Origin of the sequence: Paraburkholderia sp. EG287B (genome assembly GCF_040965595.1) — a bacterium.
In the GTDB taxonomy this organism is placed as follows: Bacteria; Pseudomonadota; Gammaproteobacteria; order Burkholderiales; family Burkholderiaceae; genus Paraburkholderia.
Genome location: NZ_JBFRCG010000032.1, coordinates 1 through 19,768, shown reverse-complemented (window position 1 = coordinate 19,768; position 19,768 = coordinate 1). Strand labels below are relative to the sequence as shown.

16 protein-coding genes and 2 pseudogenes are annotated in these 19,768 nt (G+C 59.6%); 6 read left to right on the top strand and 12 right to left on the bottom strand.

What is annotated here, in order from left to right; all coding sequences use genetic code 11:
• Positions 1 to 237 precede the first annotated feature (237 nt).
• From AB4Y40_RS38730 to AB4Y40_RS38715, 4 genes are all read left to right on the top strand, one after another.
• Positions 238 to 996, top strand: coding sequence for an SDR family NAD(P)-dependent oxidoreductase (locus tag AB4Y40_RS38730; RefSeq protein ID WP_368692392.1), 759 nt, complete (start codon positions 238 to 240; stop codon positions 994 to 996).
• Between the two features lie 69 nt (positions 997 to 1,065).
• The gene (locus AB4Y40_RS38725; RefSeq protein ID WP_368692345.1) at positions 1,066 to 1,878 is read left to right on the top strand and encodes an SDR family NAD(P)-dependent oxidoreductase; all 813 of its coding nucleotides are present in this window, start codon (positions 1,066 to 1,068) and stop codon (positions 1,876 to 1,878) included.
• Positions 1,879 to 2,003: 125 nt separating this feature from the next.
• Entirely contained in the window at positions 2,004 to 3,305 is a 1,302-nt protein-coding gene (locus tag AB4Y40_RS38720) for an NAD(P)/FAD-dependent oxidoreductase (RefSeq protein ID WP_368692344.1), read from the top strand.
• A gap of 99 nt (positions 3,306 to 3,404) precedes the next feature.
• Positions 3,405 to 4,094 (top strand): TetR/AcrR family transcriptional regulator, encoded by a 690-nt coding sequence (locus AB4Y40_RS38715; RefSeq protein WP_368692343.1) that lies wholly within the window; start codon positions 3,405 to 3,407, stop codon positions 4,092 to 4,094.
• Here AB4Y40_RS38715 and AB4Y40_RS38710 read toward each other — a convergent pair.
• The 7 genes and pseudogenes from AB4Y40_RS38710 to AB4Y40_RS38680 all read right to left on the bottom strand — a co-directional run bounded on the left by AB4Y40_RS38710 (position 4,072) and on the right by AB4Y40_RS38680 (position 11,422).
• Positions 4,072 to 4,740, bottom strand: a complete 669-nt coding sequence (locus tag AB4Y40_RS38710; RefSeq protein WP_368692342.1) for a response regulator transcription factor — start codon at positions 4,738 to 4,740, stop codon at positions 4,072 to 4,074. The genes AB4Y40_RS38715 and AB4Y40_RS38710 overlap by 23 nt on opposite strands.
• A 206-nt stretch (positions 4,741 to 4,946) precedes the next feature.
• Positions 4,947 to 5,765, bottom strand: a complete 819-nt coding sequence (locus AB4Y40_RS38705) for a molybdenum cofactor biosynthesis F family protein (RefSeq protein ID WP_368692341.1) — start codon at positions 5,763 to 5,765, stop codon at positions 4,947 to 4,949.
• Positions 5,766 to 6,029: 264 nt separating this feature from the next.
• Positions 6,030 to 7,250: a porin gene (locus AB4Y40_RS38700; protein ID WP_368692340.1), complete on the bottom strand. Its 1,221-nt coding sequence runs from the start codon at positions 7,248 to 7,250 to the stop codon at positions 6,030 to 6,032.
• A 189-nt stretch (positions 7,251 to 7,439) separates the two neighbouring features.
• Positions 7,440 to 8,798: pseudogene (locus tag AB4Y40_RS38695) on the bottom strand (ISKra4 family transposase).
• A 37-nt stretch (positions 8,799 to 8,835) separates the two neighbouring features.
• Positions 8,836 to 9,405 (bottom strand): plasmid pRiA4b ORF-3 family protein, encoded by a 570-nt coding sequence (locus tag AB4Y40_RS38690; RefSeq protein ID WP_368692339.1) that lies wholly within the window; start codon positions 9,403 to 9,405, stop codon positions 8,836 to 8,838.
• Between the two features lie 413 nt (positions 9,406 to 9,818).
• Entirely contained in the window at positions 9,819 to 10,538 is a 720-nt protein-coding gene (locus AB4Y40_RS38685) for an IS6 family transposase (RefSeq protein WP_368692391.1), read from the bottom strand.
• A 224-nt stretch (positions 10,539 to 10,762) separates the two neighbouring features.
• Entirely contained in the window at positions 10,763 to 11,422 is a 660-nt protein-coding gene (locus tag AB4Y40_RS38680; protein ID WP_368692338.1) for a hypothetical protein, read from the bottom strand.
• Between the two features lie 1,202 nt (positions 11,423 to 12,624).
• On the opposite strand from AB4Y40_RS38680, the gene AB4Y40_RS38675 reads away from it, so the two are divergent.
• Complete coding sequence (locus AB4Y40_RS38675; protein ID WP_368692337.1) at positions 12,625 to 13,137, top strand: hypothetical protein; 513 nt, start codon at positions 12,625 to 12,627, stop codon at positions 13,135 to 13,137.
• Between the two features lie 177 nt (positions 13,138 to 13,314).
• On the opposite strand, the gene AB4Y40_RS38670 is transcribed toward AB4Y40_RS38675, so the two are convergent.
• The 4 genes from AB4Y40_RS38670 to AB4Y40_RS38655 all read right to left on the bottom strand — a co-directional run bounded on the left by AB4Y40_RS38670 (position 13,315) and on the right by AB4Y40_RS38655 (position 16,851).
• Positions 13,315 to 14,127 carry a class I SAM-dependent methyltransferase gene (locus AB4Y40_RS38670; protein WP_368692390.1) on the bottom strand — a complete coding sequence of 271 codons (813 nt, stop codon included), beginning with the start codon at positions 14,125 to 14,127 and terminating at the stop codon, positions 13,315 to 13,317.
• Between the two features lie 209 nt (positions 14,128 to 14,336).
• On the bottom strand, positions 14,337 to 14,843 hold the full coding sequence (locus AB4Y40_RS38665; RefSeq protein WP_368692389.1) for an OmpA family protein: 507 nt from the start codon (positions 14,841 to 14,843) through the stop codon (positions 14,337 to 14,339).
• A gap of 89 nt (positions 14,844 to 14,932) precedes the next feature.
• Complete coding sequence (locus AB4Y40_RS38660; protein ID WP_368692336.1) at positions 14,933 to 16,201, bottom strand: diguanylate cyclase; 1,269 nt, start codon at positions 16,199 to 16,201, stop codon at positions 14,933 to 14,935.
• Positions 16,198 to 16,851 (bottom strand): YfiR/HmsC family protein, encoded by a 654-nt coding sequence (locus AB4Y40_RS38655; RefSeq protein WP_368692388.1) that lies wholly within the window; start codon positions 16,849 to 16,851, stop codon positions 16,198 to 16,200. The genes AB4Y40_RS38660 and AB4Y40_RS38655 overlap by 4 nt, the downstream gene beginning before the upstream one ends.
• A gap of 852 nt (positions 16,852 to 17,703) precedes the next feature.
• On the opposite strand from AB4Y40_RS38655, the gene AB4Y40_RS38650 reads away from it, so the two are divergent.
• The gene (locus AB4Y40_RS38650) at positions 17,704 to 19,032 is read left to right on the top strand and encodes an IS4 family transposase (protein WP_368692335.1); all 1,329 of its coding nucleotides are present in this window, start codon (positions 17,704 to 17,706) and stop codon (positions 19,030 to 19,032) included.
• A 622-nt stretch (positions 19,033 to 19,654) separates the two neighbouring features.
• On the opposite strand, the pseudogene AB4Y40_RS38645 reads toward AB4Y40_RS38650, so the two are convergent.
• Positions 19,655 to 19,768 (bottom strand): annotated as a pseudogene (locus AB4Y40_RS38645) (IS5/IS1182 family transposase); the annotation flags it as partial.

Sequence of the window (19,768 nt, the reverse complement as noted above, 5' to 3'; positions counted from 1 at the left end):
ATGTCAATGCCCTCCTTCGCGACGGAAGAAGGCACGTGCAAGGCTACTGGCCCGAGTCCGGTCGCGCATCCACCGAAAGTTGGATCTTTATCCGCATCGCTGGTCGTTCAAAAATTCAGCCGTAAGCAGGATTGACCGGAAAAAATGCGCTGCTGAAAATGCGCAGAAATTGCCAGGTTCCGAGGCATCACATCATTCGACACATCTGATCATTTACAGGAGACAGGTATCGTGGACATGCATTTACGCGACCGTGTGGTTTTGATTACTGGTGGCGCCTCGGGTATCGGCCGTGCGTGTGTTCAGGCCGTACTTGCCGAGAGCGCCAGCGTCCTGATCGTCGATAGAGACCCAAGCGGGGCTAAAGTCGCCGGCAGCTTTCGACAGCAGGGATATTGCGTTGAGTTCGCGCAGGCCGACACGACCCTCGAGACGGATATCCGCAGAGCCGTAAAGCAAGCTAAGGACCGCTTCGGTCAGCTTGACGCGGTGATCGCCTGCGCTGGAATCTCCGGCCCTGTCGGATCGACCGCGCCTGACATTTCCACGGAGGACTGGGACCGCGTCATGGCTGTCAACGTCAAGGGTAACTTCCTTATCGCCAAGCACACCCTGGCACTGCTCGGCGCAAGTGAGGTCGGAACGCTGGTGTTCCTCGCTTCCGACGCAGCGCTGGTCGCATTCGAAGGTATGGCTCCTTACAGCACATCCAAAGGCGCGGTACTAATGCTCGCGAAGTCACTTTCTGTGGACCATCCCCGAATCAGGGTGAATTGTCTGTGCCCCGGCATCGTCGACACCCCGATGTCACGCGCCGACCTCGGACGACCCGAAGGCTTTGCCGGTACGGACTTGCCTATCATGTCGCCCTCGCAGATTGCACGACACGCAGTATTTCTGGCTTCCCCGGTGAGCGCGCCCATGAACGGGACCAGTCTGATTACCGATTTCGGATACGTAGCACGATCCGCCCTTCCCGCGCTCGATTTCAAGTAAGCCTATCAGCGCAGTTCCTCGATTAAGGCAATCTCCACAGGTAGTAACCGTCTCTATAGAGGATTAAAGATGAGCAATCGGTCAGTCGCCGTCATCACTGGCGGAGGCACAGGTATTGGCGCCGCAACGGCCAAAGTTCTCCGATCCAGCGGATGGGAAGTCGTTATCTGCGGTCGCCGCCCCGAGCCGCTTCAGCGCGTCGCGGAGTCCACCGGTGCCATCCCGTTTGTCGCAGACGCAGCATCGGCAGATGATCTCGAGCGTCTGGTGGGAAGCACGCTGGATAATTTTGGATCTCTCGATGGCCTCGTGTTGAACGCCGGAATCGTCCGGGCCGGACTGGTAAGCGAGCTCGCGGACGACGCCTGGGATGACATGGTTCGCACCAATCTGACCGGGCCGTTCCGATTGCTGCGGGCCGCACTACCTCATCTTGTGGCAGCAAAAGGAGCGGTCGTCGGCGTCAGTTCGGCTGCCGCGCTGAGAGCGACAGGGGGAATTCCCGGCTACAACGCGACCAAAGCCGCGCTCGCCATGCTGATGCAGTCCGTTGCGGTGGATTATGGCCCGCAAGGCGTGCGCGCTAATACCGTGTGCCCAGGCTGGATCAGAACCGAGATGGCCGATATGGAGATGCGCGAGATCGGCACAGGACTTGGGGTCGGGTATCAGGAAGCGTACGACATCGCAACCTCGTTCGTCCCGGCCCGCAGAGCGGCGGATGCTGTTGAAGTGGCCCATCTGATTGCCTGGCTGCTATCCGAACAGGCGTCCTATATCAACGCGGCAGTCATACCGGTCGATGGCGGGATGGTCGCTGGCGACCCGGGAACCCTTGCCCTGGATCCACGCGTCACCTTCGCCCAGCGTCATCGCGACTGACGTCAGGGCTCGTGCGGCACGCGTAAACGCTAATGCCAAAGTGCGTCCGCACCCTCGATACTATGTCATATGACCTAGTATTTAAGGAATGGTCTGATCCCCAGCATTTGTGACCAGGAGCGAACATGTTGTCAGTCGAAAGCCCCACCACCTATTACACGATGACGCGCAAGTATCACGATCGGTACGAGCCGCTCGAAAAAGATATCGAGGCGGACGTCGTGGTCATCGGTGGAGGATTCTCGGGGGTGAATATTGCGCTGGAGCTTGCCGAACGAGGCATCACCAATACGGTCGTGCTCGAGGCAAACTATCTCGGGTTCGGTGGTTCGGGGCGCAACGGCGGGCACGTAATGGCCGGCATCGGTCACGATCTGGAGAAGATCCGAAAGTACGTCGGCGATGACGGTGTCAAGGCCATTTTCAATATAAGCGATCAAGGCGCCAGCACGATTCAACGGCGCATTGATCGCTATGGCATTGATGCGGATTTCCGCCGAGGGTACGGGTATCTCGCCTTCAATGGTCGCCAGGGAAAACTTCTTCAGCAATGGGAAAGGGAATTCAAGGAGTTGAATCCGGGGCAAGACATTGCTTACCTGGAAGGGGCTGAGCTGAGAAACATCCTTGGCTCAGACGCCTATAGGTCTGGGCTGATGCATATGGGCAATGGCCACATTCATTCGCTCAATCTCCTGCTTGGCGAAGCACGCGCCGTCGTCGAGCTCGGCGGGCGAATTTACGAAAGCACGCCGGTGGTGGAAGTGACGTATGGCAAGAAGATCAAGGTGCGCACCGCCAGGGGTTCAGTCACTGCAGATAAGGTCTGCTTCGCATGCGGTGCATTCATCAATCGGCTTGAACCCAAGCTTGATAAGACAATCATCAGCACCTATTCGTTTCAGCTCGTCACTGAGCCCCTTTCCGACGACCTCATTCAGAGAATCAGCCCAATCCGGGGAGCATTCACGGATGTGCGCCCGGCGATCGATTACTACCGCGTCACCAATGAGAATCGGCTGCTCTTCGGCACCGTCACGCATTTTCTGGAATATATCCCGAAGGACTTCAAGGAATACAACCGAAACGCCATGCTTCGGATCTTCCCGTATTTGCAGGACGTGAAGGTCGACCTGGGATGGGGCGGTCCGATGGAGTGCTCCGCAACGCTTTTCCCGCAGATCGGTACGCTTCCGGGTCAACCCAATGCTTTTTTCGTCCAGGGCTATTCAGGATTCGGCGTGACCCCAAGCCATGTCGTCAGCCGCGTCGTGGTGGATGGCATGCTGGAGGGATCTTATGAATGGGACGTGATGAGTTCGATTCCTCGGGCCAGAGTAATTGGTAAGGAAAATTTCCGAAATGTCATTTGCACGCTAGGGAAAGTGACGCATCAGCTGCACGGCTACGTCAACGGTCGGCGATAAGATATTGGCCGCTCCGGGTCGATTTCGATATTTGAGAATGACCCGGAGAGCGCAAAACTGCGAGAGAATGTGTATTTCTCCCAACGCATGGAGTAGCGCATGCCCCGCAGTGCATCTACCGCCCGACTGGATAGCGAAGTATCCGATCTTGGCACCACCGAGGCAAGCCGACGACGCGCCCCGACCCAACGCGGCCGGGACGCGATTGCCCGGATTCTCTCCGTAGCAACCGACATGCTATGCGAGGAAGGCTACGGCGAACTCACCATGCGCAAAGTTGCGAACAGCGTGGGTATCAGTCTCTCCAATCTGCAGTTCCATTTCAAAACGCGTGAAGATCTGCTTGGCGAAGTCATTATTCAGCTGACGGCTCGATATCTCGAGCAATATGAAGTGTTCGCGCAGGATGCCCGTCTCAGCCCGGAGGACCGTCTGGAAGTGCTCTTGCGACACACGCTGACTGAAGACAAAAAGCCGCGCGTGCAATCAATTTTCTTCAATATCTGGGCGCTCGCCCAGACGCAGGACTTTGCGCGCGAGATTGTCGACCGGATCTACAAAGCGCAGCGAGCTATCCTTGCTCGCTTTATTGCACAGATTAATCCGGCGCTCACCGAACATGAATGCGCACTTCGGGCGGCACTGATCTCGTGCCAGATGGAGGGGCTGATGATCCTGATTCCTCAACGCAAGAGCTTTCCGCGTGATTTGAAAGGACTCGAAACCGAGGTGATACGAGCCATGATGGCACTTGCCAGTGCACCTACTAGCTCGCCAACAACCGGCTGACCAGGGCCGTGCGGCTCGTGACGCCAGCCTTGTCGAAAATATGCAGCAGATGGGTTTTGACGGTTGCCACACTGACGTGGAGCGACGACGCGACATCGCCGTTGCTGAACCCACGACAAACCAGTTCTGCTACCTGTGCCTCGCGCTTCGACAAACCATATCGACCGCCCGTATTGGGCCGAGCGTCGTCCTCTGCGATCGCCGATGATGCGGCGAGGTTGAACCCAATATACGGGTGCAGCGCGCGAGCCGCCGCCAGAATCGAAGCAGCAGCCTGATCGTCGCAAGCCTCCGGCAGACATACACTCATGCCTGCCTGCGGATGCCCCTCAGACCGGAATACCAGTTCGATAATATTGCTGATCCGAAACATCGACAGAAATTGCCGGTACTCCCGGTGCGATTCGTGCATCCCGAGATGATTTGAAAGCAGCGCCACGTCGACGTCCGGGAAATCGACCATGTGCTCGTCAAACGGATCGAGACGATACATTTCGTCCACATACAAGCGATGAAACGCGTCCGGCAATCCCCTTCGTTCGAAATAGCGGATCTCCTGATGCCCACCGCAGGTATAAAACGCCAGCGCTTGCGCGCCAGTCACGCGAGTGAAGCAATTCAGCGTCTCGTCGATGAACTGCTCCATCGACGGTCGATGTTTTCCCTGCTCCATGACATCCCACCCCCAATTACGTATGCAATCGACCCGGCACAACTAGGCCATACGACCTATTATTAGCCGGGAACGCTCGACATTGCATTAGCGCTAACCCTCATCTAGCGCTTGCTTGGGGACGAATCGATGGGGTCGGAGATAACCCCATCGGTGACCGGGATCGCGTGGGTCCCCTCTCAATCCTGGAACGATGACGGATACGTCGTTTCGTTGAGGAGCGTCGCTTTCGAACCGAACGTCAGATGCACCAGCTTGCTGGGCTTCGGATCCCAGCAGAAAAAGCGGCCCGTCGAGCGCATGCGCTGCATATCGACCACCACGATCGATTCCACCGGCATGACGGTTTCGCTCCAGAAGAGGATCGTCAAATCCGGGGCCACATCGAAATAGGCGCATTTCTCGACATCGGCCACACCTCGTTCGGCACCGTTGACGCAATGCCAGGCCATCACTTCCCGGCCAAAGTACACGTGCTCGTACCAGTCATCGGAGCTATACCGGTACAGGACACGCTTGCCGACCAGGGACGAGGACTGCCTGATGGGCTGATCGCCCGGTTTGCCTTGAACGGTAGCGTTCAGGAAATCGGTCTTGGTCCGCTTCTCGCCATCGCGGTCGTAAAAGCTCGACGCCGCCACGAAGATATTGCCGCTTTCCAGCTTCCAGACCAGCGTCACCGATTCCTCGAATTCTTCCTTGAGAAATTCGACGAAAACGATCCCCCGCCGCAGCTCCATGGCTTCATAGGTGTGCGTGCCGGTCATTCCAACGCCGTCACCCTCGATAATCTTCCAGGTCAGCGTTTTTTCGTCGATGAAGTGATGCTCGATCAGCCAGCCGTTGTCGAAACGAAAAACTTCCCGAACCCCCGCGAGCAACGACGTGTTCGGATATTTGTGCTCGGAAAAGCCATCCGCCATCTCCTCGAGCGTCACCCACTCGCTTTCGGGGACATATTTGTGGTTCTGAATCGTTTGATCGATGCTGTAGTCCATAATGTGCTCCTATCAATTGAAGATGTCTCGATGTTTCTTGTTTAGAAACAAGCCGATCGTTCAATACTCCACCTGATTCCAGGTGGGGCATACAGAGGTTGATTCTGCGGAATATTATCTTTGCCGACGTCAACCTCATGGCTGATTTTTTAGCGGAACCCCGAACGGATCCGGGGGACTGGCGCTGCCCGCGGGATGGTTACTGAGGAACTCCGTCGGCAACCCGCTCTCCTCGTGATCTGCGCTTTCCGGCACATTTCGACGTCAGAAATTATGCTTGATCCCCACCGATATCTCGAGCTGGGACGAAGAATTTGAGGTACCCAGATACGCTAGCTGGGCGTAGTTTTCGAAAGCACCTGTCACGGGGTTAATGCCGAGGCCCGCACCGCTCATCTTTTCGAAATTGCCCGTTGCATAGAGTTGGGTCCGCTTCGACAGCGAATAAATGCCGCCAAGCGAAATCTTGTTGATGTTCGTATTCGAGTCGAGCACCTGAATTTTCGCACGCGTGTAACTGTAGGCGAGTCCTACCTGAAGAGCTGGCGTGACGCTATACAATCCGCCCAGTTCCGCAGTATCGAACCGGAAATCGCTGACGGGCCCGCCCGTGGATATCAGATACCGGCTTCCCAGCAGCATCGCGCGCGTCAGCGTGCCGCTAATAGTCAGATTACCCACCGTGTAATTGCCACCCAGTCCAAACGTCCGCAGTTCGTCGGCGTCATGCAATTCGCAATAGCTGGAAGGACTCTGCCCGCAGCTCAATTCGCCGATATACCCTGAACTGCCACCCAGCGCAGCTGTGAGGGGATCGCGCAATGACAGATAGCCCGCTCCCAGCGAGAGAGCGCCGTCGGTATAGCTGGCGCCCATAGCCCATGCGCGGTTGGTGGCAAAGGCTCCGGGTTGCCCCCCCAGGCTGAAGGTTCCGCTCAGGCTCAGTCCGTGAAAAGCCGGGCTCGAATATTGGATGCTGTTGTTCAGGTTGAATGCGGCGTTCAGGTTGTCGATATCTCCGAAGTGCGCACCGAATGGCCCCGCCCAGTTGTTGCTGACTGCAAACGGTGCGAGTGCATTGGTGTATGAGTCGAACTGGCGCCCGAGCGTCAGTTGACCCCATCTGTCCGATTTCAGTCCAACCATCGCCGTAGCATCAAACAGGTTATTTGCCTGAAACATTGCACCGTTGTTCGATAGATAGTAATTCTGCAAATTGAATATCGCACTGGTGCCGTCACCCAGGTCCTCCGTGCCGCGAAAGCCGAAAGACGCAGGCGCCAGGTTTCCGGTCGTCACCGACACTGAACTTTTTCCAGACACCTGGCCGCCCGACGTCGAAACCTGCTGATTGCTCACATATGTGAGGCCCGTGTCGATCGTTCCGTAAAGCGTTACGCTACTCTGCGCATGAGCTAGTGGTGAACACGCTGCGGCCATCACGCCAAGAAGCCAACCCGCCCTCTTCGTCTTCTTCTGATCCATCACTTCCGACTCCTCGCAACCAGTTTGTGCAGAAAAAATCGCTCGCACGGAGTGCCGCAGATCGCGGCACTACCGACGGGAGTGCGGATATTCTTATTGGACGATTTATTGCTGAAATCAACCGTTAGACTGATTTCACGATGGCCTGAGGGAAACTACCAACACGGAGACCGCGCCAAAGCGGGGGCTCTATCCCGTGATAGCGTGAGCATGATCGTTGACAGCGAGCGCCGGAAGCCATCGCTCGAAGCATGAGCGCAACTGCTCATTCAGAACTGCTGTCCCCGCCTGCAGAAGGCCCTGCGCATGAGCCGGTCGCCACGCCATTTGCTGCCGCTTCACGAAGCGCTTGCTGACCACCTGGTTGACAGCCGACTCGACGAAGCTCGAGGTGATCGGCTCGCCATGACGGTAGCGGTCTCCGTAGTTCACTATAAAGCGCTGGTTGTTCTCGAGGTAACCGACGAACTCCTCCAGTTTGGCCAGCAGCCTGGCCTCCTCGCGACTGCCATCCGCAGCGAGTTCCCAGCCCAGGCTTTCAAGCCGCTGCAGCGCCGGATAAGGGCAACCGTGCCAGAGGTGCCACTTTGCGCTGCGCAGCCCATCGACCAGCGCGTCGACGGATGGCCGTTCGTCGCGGTCCGGCAACCCCTTGATCATTTGTTCGAGATTCTGCACACGCATGGCGACGTGAAACCAGTCGAGTACCCTCTCGCCACAATCGCCTAAGTCCAACTGGGCGCGCCGCACGGTGTCGCCGCCGTCGGACAGGAAAGTTACCGGCTGGTCGGCGCCGACGCCTTCCTGCGCGAGAAAGGCCAGCATTCGATCGGCAGGCTAGTGCTCGAGTGCGTGAACGTAAGCGAAGCTGTGTCCGCGACCGTCGTCGCGCAGTGATTTTCCGACGGTGACTTCGAACCAGCCGTCCTGCCGGCTGCTGTGTCCGGCCAGGCGGATATACCCGCCGTCGATTCCCACGGCGCGCACTGAACTTAGCTGTGGTATAGCACACCGGCCGGCAGGCAGATCGACGTATCGCCGTTGCTCGACAGCGATCGTTGCCATAGAGCTGTCAAGGCGACGGCCCAGTGCGTCGACGCGTCTGCGGATCGTGGTAGCGGCGAGCACATGCTTAAGCGGTAACACCTCTTCGAGCACCCGGAACTGCAGTTCGGGACTGGTCCGCTCACGCAGGCAGCCGGCCAGCGGGCTGACGGATCGGCGCCCGCTTGCGCAGCACCTGCATTGGTACAACCGCGGGCTGTCGATCGATAGCCGACCGAAGACCGAGCGGTAGACCAGGCGATGGTGGCCCTTGACGGTCAGACGGGAGCCGCATTTCGTACACACGCTCACTCGGGCGATCGCTTCGGCGGCCTGGGCATCGATCATCGAACGCTGCAGCCGGCCCAGCAGCGCCTTTGCCTCCTCAAGATGTAAGCCGAGAGAACCAGCATCGAATCCGTCCCGTTCGAATCGGGCTATCTCCGTAATGTTCGCCTGTTCGTCGACTTCGGTATGAACCACAATCTGCACGCTGATTTGCATCGCAGTCTCCCGCGGCGGCGTAGCTCGCACGATGAGCTTACCGCGCAAGGATCTGCAGCCACTCATTCGTTGCACGCCGGTCGAAACCCCGATCCAGCCACATCAGCCATTCGTCGGCCTTAACGCGCAGATCGTTCACGTCAATCCGGCCTTCGCGCAAAGTCTCGATCCACTCGAGAAATTCGTGCTCGCCATGAACTTCCAGAGCGTTCATGCATCTCTCGGGGCCTCCGCTGTCTTCTTGCGGACAACGCCCGGAGCCCGCGATGCAGCATGGTAGCGGCCCTGACCGCTGGTTGCACGTGCGCCGCTCGACGCGCGCGTCATGTAACCACCACGAGGTGAAGTCGTACAGGTAGGCAAAACGCTCATGGTCGTGCAGGTCAAACACCGACAGCGACAGGGTGTCTGGGCCGTCAAAGAATTGGAACGCGCCGTCGCGATGTCCACCGTAACGCCATCCGCGGATGATGAACCGGTGCAGGTGTTCGTCGTTCCAGCCCATGGCGAGCTGCATCACCTGATGCAGTTGCGCAATCGTGATCTGCTCGGGAATCAACACCCGCCGCCAGACCGGCGGGCTGACGCCGCGCAGACTGATTCGCAACTGGAGGACGGAAGGCGGATCGGAAGGGCGGAGTCCATTGACCCACTATAAACCTTCCTTCGTCCATATTCGCTGGGACCCGGCTTCAGCCCCCGCTTTTGCGCGGTCTCCAACACACGGGTCAAACCGTCCGGTACAAGGCAGGCGACAGCTGGTTCATTGAATAAGGCACGCCGATCTCGTGGGAAGTGCATTCCGACCGCTTCGCCAAGCACTATTTCGCCGTTGGTTGACTCGGCGGGAAACGGCACCCGAACCACGCGCTTCTTTTGCGTCCGGCGTTCCGAAGGTGACGGCCGGCGCAGAAGCGGCGAAGCATGAACCATCGATGATCAGGCTGGAGCGAGGTGGCTCACACGGATCTGGTGCAAATAGATGGCGAGTCCGCGATGTCTCTTATAAATATGGATACCTTATCGATTGAAAAGGACAGCGCTCCAGACAGAGGAAGCAGTGATGTCCTCAAGCGCGAGAGCGGATAGGTCGAACTGCCCCTTGCGAATGCGATGCATCAACTCGATGCCTGATATCGTGGTCGCGGCAGTTCTGAACCGTTTGAACCCAAGCATCACGTTCATTCTGGACTTGATGTGGCGATGGTCCTGCTCGATCAGGTTGTTGAGGTACTTCGAAGAGCGCACCTTCGTGCCCTCGGGAAGCAGGCCATCAATTTTCATCTCACGCACGGCTCGATGCGACGCGGCATACCCATCAAGCGTAACCGTCTCCGGTGGTCGGCCCTGATGCTTGATTGCCTTGCTGAAAAAGGCCTTCGCTGCAGCCACATCGCGCTTTGCCCTGAGCATGAAGTCTACCGTCTGGCCGCTCCGATCCACCGCCCGATATAGATAAACCCATTTGCCCCGGATCTTGAGATACGTCTCGTCAACCCGCCAGGACCGCCCCGCAGACATGGCGAAGTGGTTCCAGCGCTTAACGAACTCAGGCGTATAGCGCCGCACCCAGCGCAGGATCGTCGTGTGGGCAAGCGAGAGCCCTCGCTCAGCCATCATCTCGACGAGATCGCGCAGGCTGAGTTTGTAGCGCAGATACCAGCGCACACAAAGAATGATCACGTCGCGGTCAAAGTGACGGCCAGCGAACAGCCCGTCCAGATTCTTCAGTTTGCTCATAGCGGGCCCCAAAATCGCGCAGCCCGCGACTCTAACCGATTCGTAGGTCGCTATTTGCACCACAACCCTTTCTTCTACGTTGGTGGTCATTGCTGGATGTGCTGCGAACTACATTGAACCGAGTACGGTTTCGACTCGCTTCTTTCTGGCCGCAACGGGAGCCATTGCATGGCCTGCTGCCCCGGCGTGCAGCGTCATCGGCGCGTGCCCGCCTGGCCGCGGCGTTACAGCTTTGCCAGACCTTGCTGCTGGTCGTCCTGCGCCTGCTGCCGCGCACCCTCCTGCGGCGTCGTTGCCGTGAATTCTCCGGCGTTAGGTGCGTCGGCCGCGCCGGTGAACGACAGTGAGACGCCGCCCGATCGTTGCCAGCTTGCCTTGATGACCTGGTAGGTGCCGCGCATCCGGTCTTGCACGGTGACGGAGCGTTTGACCTGGGGCTTGCCGAACTTGTACTCCAGGAATGCATAGTCACGTACCTGCGTGTCGACGCCCGGCGTCAACAGGTAGACGCCGGGCACAATGCCCTCGATGAGGCTGATGCGCAAGCTGGTGTACATCTCGGGAGACTTGTCCACGGGGTACATGACATCGAGCATCTCCGTACCTGTTGGGGCCATGCCAATCCGCGAGCGGTCGGCGTGCTCAAAGCACGGGTGCGGGGGGGCGTCTGTGTAGGAGTTGTCGGCGCCCGGATAGCTGTTCGGCTTGAAGAGGCACTCTGGCATCGCGGTGAACGGTTTGTACAGGGCGATGCCATAGATGGCCGTCCCGGCGGGCTCGCTGCCAGGCGCGTTGGTATGGGCTGAAGCTGCGAGTGCAGCAGCAAACGTGAACGCCGCGAGCAGACCACCCAGAGCGGATGGCCGAAAACGAATGGTGTGCATGTGCTTTCCCCCGGTGTGCTGATAGCGCCCGACTTGCGCATTGGCAGGCGGGTCTGTATTGGGTGTGAGCCGCATTCTGTTCGAATGCGCCGCGCCTGTATGTCTGTCAGCGAACCGGCGCTGCGAGTTTGGGCCGCACCTCCGTGGCTGGCTCCATCACCGGACCGGTTTTTATCCGGGCCACTTTCTGCGCGACCTTCCCAGACGGGAGGCAGCCCCTCATTCCAGAACGAACGTGATGCTCGGCTTCAAACGATTCAGGGCTGCCGCGGTCACGATCTCAGGCATCGATTTTATGCAGCGCATTCGCAAGGGGCAATTCGACCTCACTTCTCTCGCGCTTGCGGATATCACTGCTTCCGCTGCCTGGAATTCTGTCCTTTTCAATCGATAAGGTATCCAAATCTATAAGAGGCATCGCCGGCACGCCACCTATTTGCACCAGATCCGGCTCACCGACCTCCTTCGCGACCGAGTCGATCTGAGGGCCAGGCCAGCCGGCGTGCCGCACGACGTGCGCTTATCTCATGCGCATGCCCGCCGATACCGGCCGTTAAAAGCGGCCGCGTCGATAACCGCATCGCAGCAGGGAGCGAGTCCGGTCAACGGCCGATCCGGTATGGCGACCGATAGATAGCGGCTGCGGTTGCAAACCAGCAATGGCGCGGCTCCGAACATCCGGATTTCGCGCTTTTGGCGGGTCGGTCAGGGCGAGCGTGTTGGCTATTGTGCAGTCGCACAATGGGACCAAAGTCGTACTGTCGAGGCGGGAAATGATTAAGCGGTGCCGACACACGCTCAGAAACCCCGAACTGCGTTATCGCTACGTTACACGTTACGCTACAGCAATTCAGGTGATCCTGTATCGCGTCGGCAGCTTCGCAATGTGGTTACGGCGCGGTACCGCGAATCACCCACATTGAGATTGTTCGACCAGACGACGCAGGTGTCGCACGTAGAGAGAAGCGGCCAGGCGTGCACCATAGGGCGCGACCTGGGCGGCGAGGTCGGCTGTGAAGCGATGACCATCGCCGATGCCGCCACCGTCAAGCCACACGTGACGCCCGTCACGTTTTGCAGGTCACGCGGCGAGAGGGAGAATTTGCACACGCCGGATCCTGAACGCCTGAAGCGGGTAAAGTGGGATTATCAGGCGAACACAGTCGCCAAGGATGCGTTCGCGATATCCGTGGGAGAGACCAATGAGAAAAAGCATCGCACTCGCGTTGAAATCTGGCGCGTGCGTCGTCGTGCTCGTGCTCGGCGCTTGCGCACAGCCCGAGCAGCGCGTGCAAACAGGCATGAATGAGCAGGCGATTATCGCGAAGCTCGGTCCGCCAAAGGAGACGTACGACCTGCCCAACGGCGGCAAGCGTCTTATGTGGCCCACGCAACCCGCGGGGGCGACCACCACCGCCGTCGATCTCGATGCATCGGGAAATTCGACCAGTGTGCGGCAAGTGCTTAAGGAAACTGAATTTTACCGCGCCGAAGTCAACAAGTGGACCCGCAACGACTTGCTGGTCGCATTCGGGCGCCCATTCGAGACGGCATATTTCAAGCGAATGGACCGAGAGGTGTGGTCGTATCGATACATGGAGAGCAACGTCTTCCACATGATCTTCAATTTCTATTTCGATCCGCAGGGCATACTCAGGCAAACGCAGAAGCAGCCAGACCCGAAATACGATCCTAGCCAGCGCAACAGGTTCTGAACGAAGACGGATACGCAAGCCAATTCGAACGCTTTCGCATGGAGCGTGCGGGGCACGCTCGTGCACGCCGTGCTACTGGTGTTGCAGCTCGCAATTTCCGGGAGCGGACGAAACCAGGGGGAGTCGACCGCATTACCTAGACTGGAAACGTTGACCTGCTGCCTTGTGTACGGCAGGCTATTGCGCCTTGACGAACTTGAGCGTCATGCGATCCGATTCGCCGATCGCAGCGTAGCGTGCCCTATCGACGTCGCCGCCCGCGTATGTCGGCGGAAGCGACCAGACACCGTGCGGATAGTCCTTGGTATCTCGGGCGTTCGCGTTGATTTCACTACGTCCGGCGAGCGTGAAGCCAACCGCTTTCGCATGTTCGATCACGTAGTCCTCCGTTACGTAACCGGTGTCGATCATTTGCTGCAGGGTTGTCCCCGGCCGCGCGCGATGTTCCTCGACACCCAGTATTCCGCCGGGCTTGAGTGCGCGATAAAAGGCCCGGAGATTCGCGTCGAACTGACCGTCCTTCATCCAGTTGTGGATGTTGCGAAACGTGAGCACACGATCAAACTGACCATCCGCGTCGAAACCCGAGAATTCCCCGGCGCGTAACGTTCCGACCACGACATTGCCGTAAATAGCCGGCGCCCCCGCCAGCTTGCGCAGATATGCCGCGTCCGTTGGGCGGTCCTCATCCGCCAGAGCGGCCGACGTACTGATGTATTGCGCTTCGTAAAGATGCCCATGGCCGTGCAGATACGGGGCGAGTATGTCCGTGTACCAACCGCCGCCCGGCGCGACCTCCAGGACCGTCTGCGTCGAACCGATCTCGAAGAACTGCAGTGTTTCCTGCGGATGCCGATAGACATCTCGCGCCCTCGCCTTTTCGCTGCGCTGGGGGCCGTCGATGGCCGCAGTCAGCGACGCCGCCTCCGACGAGGACGCTTGCGAGTCGCGAGAAACCGCTTGCGAGGACGCGGTGCAGCCCGCGGTCATCACCGCAGCGGATACCGTGGTGATGGAAAGAACGGCCATTAGTAGCCTGCATAAATAACTCAACGGTGCCGGGCGCCGGCGGATCTCGATCATTGGCGTGTCGTCGTGTTTGGCTTGCCATACGATACAAGCTTTCTGAGCGCCCTGGCGCCACAGCGAATCGACCTCATTGCAGATCAAGGTGCCCAGAGACGGAACGCTGTGCCGGTTCAGCGCGGCGAGACAACAATTGCGACCCGGCGGTTTTGTGCGCGGCCGGCTTCCGTGCGGTTGTCGCCAACCGGATCGCGCTTGCCCTTCCCGATGATTTCAATGTGTTCGGCAGAAAGGCCGGTGTCGACGAGTTCGAGCGCCACGACCTCCGCACGGCGTCTGGACAACTCGAAGTCATACGTGTTCGAACCCTCCCCGTCGCTGTAGCCATAGACGCGCACGCTGTTAAGCCCCGCCGCGCTAAGCGTGTGGCCAACGCGCTCGACAATCCGGCGGGCGTCGGGCTTCAGGTTGTAACGGTCGAAGTCGAACAGGATGGGTCCGGTCAAGCCGAACTCGAAACCCTGCTCGGTCTCCTGGAACCCCGCCGATGTGAGTGCCTGAACCTGCGTATGCGTCAGACCGCGGTAAAGCTGCGGCGTTTTGCAGCCCCCAAGCAGCAGACACAGGAGCAGCGCGCTCCCCACGCCTGTTCGCCAGATACTTGCAGCAAACGAGTGCATCTTCATCGCATTCCCCTCGAGCACGCCGGCCAGGCGCGCACTCATTCGAATTCCAGTGACGGGGCCATCTGCTGTGCCATGCCATCACGTCAAGCCGGCCCGGCGACACCTTCGGCAAACTGCCACGAGCCCGGCCGCGCACGCTTGGCCCGGTACATCGCTGTATCTGCAGCGCGCAGCAAGCCGGTCGCGTCGCTCGCGTGATCGGGATACAGCGCAATCCCGATGCTCAACATGGTGGCCACCGTGCGGCCGTCGGACAACGTGATAGACGTCATCATGCCGGACAGTATGTCCTCGGCGATACGGGTGGCGCTGGCCAGTTCGCGGATCGGCGCCAGCATCACGGCGAATTCGTCGCCGCCCAGGCGCGCAACCAGATCGACCTCGCACAACTGCGTGCGCAGTCGCGCCGCAATGCCGATCAGCACCGCGTCGCCGGCGTCATGGCCGAGGCAGTCGTTGATCTCCTTGAAACGGTCACAGTCGAGATAGAGGACGGCGACCCGCTGCTCCGTCACCATGGCCTCGCACAGGGCGCGCTTGAGGCGAGCCTCGAACTGCAAACGGTTGGGCAGGCCAGTGAGCGCATCGTGGGTTGCCTTGTGTTCGAGCGACGCGTTCTCGTCGCGCAGGTTGTTTTGCCAGTCTTCGAATTCATCGAGCAAGGCGTTGAAATCGTCGCCTAGCTGGTTGAGTTCGGCAATTGCAGCGGGCTCGACACGTCGCTCGAACGCGCGTTCGCGCCGCACCGCGTGGGCGACGCCGGCCAGCGCGCGCAGCGGAGCGACGATGTTGCGCACCACGCGCTTCGAGCTGACATAGGCGCCAAGCACGCTAACCGCGAGGCAGGCCAGGATACCGCCAACGCCGCCGAGAAGGAAGCCGAAGAACTGGTGCCCCTGGCCGCGTACTTTGACGTAACCGACTACGACGCCGTCGTGCAGCACCCGTACGGTCACGGGCCCGGGCAGCGCAATGTCGGCGACTGCCCTCTCGAGTCTGGCGATCGCACTGGCGGCAGGCGAGCGCCATGCCGCGAACGGCCGCCCCCTGCTATCCGCGACGACGATCTCAGCCACGTCCTCTTCTTTGGCGATCAGTTCGATCGCCTGGGTCGCTGCGACGCGGTCGCCGAACACCAGCGCCGCCTCGACTGTATACCCGAGCGAGCGGGCCAACAGGTTCAGGTTGTTGCCGGCGTAGGCCCGCAACGCGATCACGGCGACCACGATCAACGACACCGCGGCCATTGTGACAGCGACGAACGCCAGACGCAGGTGCGCGCGGCGCAATACGCTTTGCAGCGTCAGGCGCGGCGTAGGCGGAGGGGAAACGGGGGGCGCGGGCTGCGTCATGGCGTCACCGGCCTCCGCGCGAGGTTGAGCACATTCGGGTGGACTCGTACGCCGCTGCGCGCCACCGCATCGAGATTGATTTCGAACGTGACGCGTTCGACATCGAAATTGAGGCAGAACATGCTGCCCACGGTGCAGGACGGATCGTGTTCTGCGATCGTCAGGACCGGATGGCCAGCCAGGGCGGCGCTGACCTGCTGTCGCTCGGAGGCGCTCAGGTCGCCTAGATAGACGACTTGGCAGGTTGTGCCGAGGGTGGAATCATCAAACTGGACGTGCTGTACCTCGAGCGGCGTCGACCCGGCCTGCAGCGTGTCGACGAGGCCCTGCGCATAGTCGGGCCGGCCCGTCACGCACAGGTGCAGGTGTGCGGGCGGCGTCGGCCAGCGTGTAAAGCTGATGATGCCCAGCACGACCTGACGCACGGCGGCGTCGCGTGGCGAAATGGCGGGATCGGTCCGGCTCGCTGCGGTAACGGCGTGCGCCGTGTTGGCTGGATCGACAGTATTGGCGTGCGCGTCGGCGTGCGAGGCCGTTGCCGCGCCTAGCGCGCAAGCCACTGCGAGCAAGACACGGCGAAGCAAGGCCGACCAGCCAGGCCGGCCAGACGTCGCCAGCACAATGATCTCCTTCGCGCACCCGTGCGTCATTGTAGTCGCACGACAGGCGCCCGCCCCGCGCACGCTCGCATCCATGATGAAACCACTTGTTGGCGTCGATCCGCGCGCTGCCATCCGGCTCCCGCCAATTGAGGGCCGGCACCAGCTTGTGCGCATCGAAATTCATCTTAGGCGCAAAGTCGCACAATCAACCAGTCGGAAACACCTGTTTTCGTTGTAGCTATCGACGATTGCCGCCTTGCAGCAGATTCATCTGAATATTGACGCGTCAAAACCGTCGGTGCAGGCCTGGGGCCCCCGGGCAGGCTGCAAGGAAAGGCAGAGCGTATCGAAGTGCGCAGCGCGCGCGCTTTCTATCGTCAGCGTTACGTGGACTGGATTGGTCTTGTCGTTGGCACACGCGTCAATCCGCGAACGATGGCTCGCATGCCGAATCACGGATTCCATGAAAATCGCTTAAGACACCTTATTGATCAAGTCGAATGCGTCAGCAATTTTGCCACGCTGAATACCGGTGAGTGTAGCGCGAATGACTTGCCAGTAAAGCCCCGTCGTGTAGGGTGCCAGAGGTCGCAAGCGCCAGAAATTCCACGAAAGGTACGGATACCCCATCTTGCGCTTACGATTACGCGTAGTCTGATGGCTATTTGACCCAGGGTGAATCAGCGGGGCCTTGTCGGCCTAGGGTTCGGGGCAACGCTGCCAACAATTCATTCGGGTTACGATAGGTCCGCCAGGTAGGTGGCACGGCCCGGCAACCCCGAGCAGCGAACTCGCCCGCCTTATGCGTAATGCCGTTCAGTTAAGACCTGAACGGCATTGTTGTTTTGATGGCGAGAAGGTGTTGTAAACGACGCGCCGAACTGTTAACTTTTCGGCGCGATGCTTTCCAGTCACCTGACCTTTCTGCTCGAAGCGCAACAGCCGGCCGACCTCAGCCGGCTGGCTGAGCATCTGCCCTATGAATGGATCGAGCGGGCGGTGCAGGCTACCGGGGCGGCCAGTATTCGGCGCCGGCGTTTGCCTGCTGAGCAGGTGGTCTGGCTGGTAATCGCGCTGGCGATGTACCGGCACTGGTCGATTAGCGAGGTGCTCGACAGTCTCGATCTGGCATTGCCCAACGAGGCCGCGCCGTTTGTCAGCAAGAGCGCGGTGGTGCAGGCACGCCAACGCATTGGCGAGGCGCCGATGGCCTGGCTGTTCGAGCAGACGGCGCGGGCGTGGACGACTCAGGATGCGCCTCACCATGCGTACAAGGGGTTAAGTCTGTGGGCGATGGACGGCACCACGCTGCGCACGCCCGACAGTGCGGCCAACCGTGAGCACTTTGGCGCGCAGGGCTATGCCAGTGGCAAGGTGGCCAGCTATCCGCAGGTGCGGGCGGTCACGCTGACTGCGATCCCCACGCATCTGGTGGCCGACATCAACTTTGGCTGCTACGACACCAACGAAATGGTGTATGCCAAAAGCCTTCTGCCGCAGATACCGGACGATTCGCTGACGGTGTTCGACAAGGGCTTTCTGGCCGCGGAGATCCTGTGCGGCCTGACGATGAACGGACGTAATCGTCCCTTCCTGATTCCCGCCAAATCCAATACCTGCTGGGAAGTCACCGCCGGCACGGCAGACGATGCGATGGTGCGCATGCGCGTCTCGCCGCAGGCGCGCAAGAAGTGTGCGGCCTTGCCTGAATTCTGGAATGCGCGAGCTATCCGGACCATCGACGCGCGCGGACGCGAACGCGTCCTGCTGACTTCATTGACGGATCGCCGACGTTTAAAACCCGCCGATATCGTTGGCTGCTACGAGCGCCGCTGGCAAATCGAAACCAGTTTCGGGGAGCTCAAGCAATCGATGCTGGGTTCGGAGTTGACCTTGCGCAGTCGCACAGTCGAAGGGGTGTATCAGGAGATCTGGGGTGCGCTGATCGCCTACAACCTGATTCGCCGTGAGATCGCCAGCGCCGCATGGGAAGCGAAGCTCGCACCGACCGATATCAGCTTCGTTCGAGCGCTCCATACAATTCAGCACGAAATGATGTGGGCCCCCCTCCCGCCGGCCTACGCAAAACTACCCGCCTGCCTTCAGCGCCTGCGGGAGCGGCTGAAGTCTCTTCCCAACGAAAAACGACCCGGCCGCGCATGCGACCGGGTCGTCAAGTCCCGCCCTTCGCGTTACTCCGTTCGGTACCTTAAAAAAGACCTTAACTGAACGGCATTACCGCCTTATGCGGGCTTTTTTTCATCCAGCACGCTCACGCCATAATCCGACGCGTGCTGCACGTGCCCCTGAACGCCTCTCGGATACGGTCGAGCATTTCCAGTCCCGCCCCGCCCCCCCCTTCAGGTGCCACCCAATCTCGATGGGGATTGCTACATACGCGCTCGGCCGCGCTTCATCGTCAAAGCTGATTTCGTGGACCCGGCATAGGTGCTCACCGTCCGGCGTGTTGTGTTCGATAATCCGGTAGGCGGAGCTGGCCATATTGCTCCGATCCGCATTGTGCAATGAACACGGTACCGCAGGCCAGGTGCGCAGCGCCTACCCTGCCCGTTCAGATAGGTGCCCGCTAGCCTGATATGCTCCAGATTCGATAGTGAGGGTGTCACTCGCCCTTGGTCTCCTCAACCTCTGGCCCGCCATGCGCGGGTTCTCTTTTGGATAGTCCGGGAGCGGGCGTGGACAGGAATCAAAAAACATGGTGCGCTGGTTTCGGCCGATAGTCACAGGTATGGTCGCATCTGGGCAATCACCGAACGCAAATTGCTGGCCCACCCTACCGCGCATCTCGAACTGGTGTTGGACGATTTCGCACGAACGTTAAGAGGCCAGTTCAAAAAGCCGACTGCGCTCGTTTGAATATATTCCAGCACACGAGCGAGCAAGCGAATTTGAGGAATGCTTCGTGAATGTCGCTACGGCGATCGAAGCGAATGCGAAGCCGACG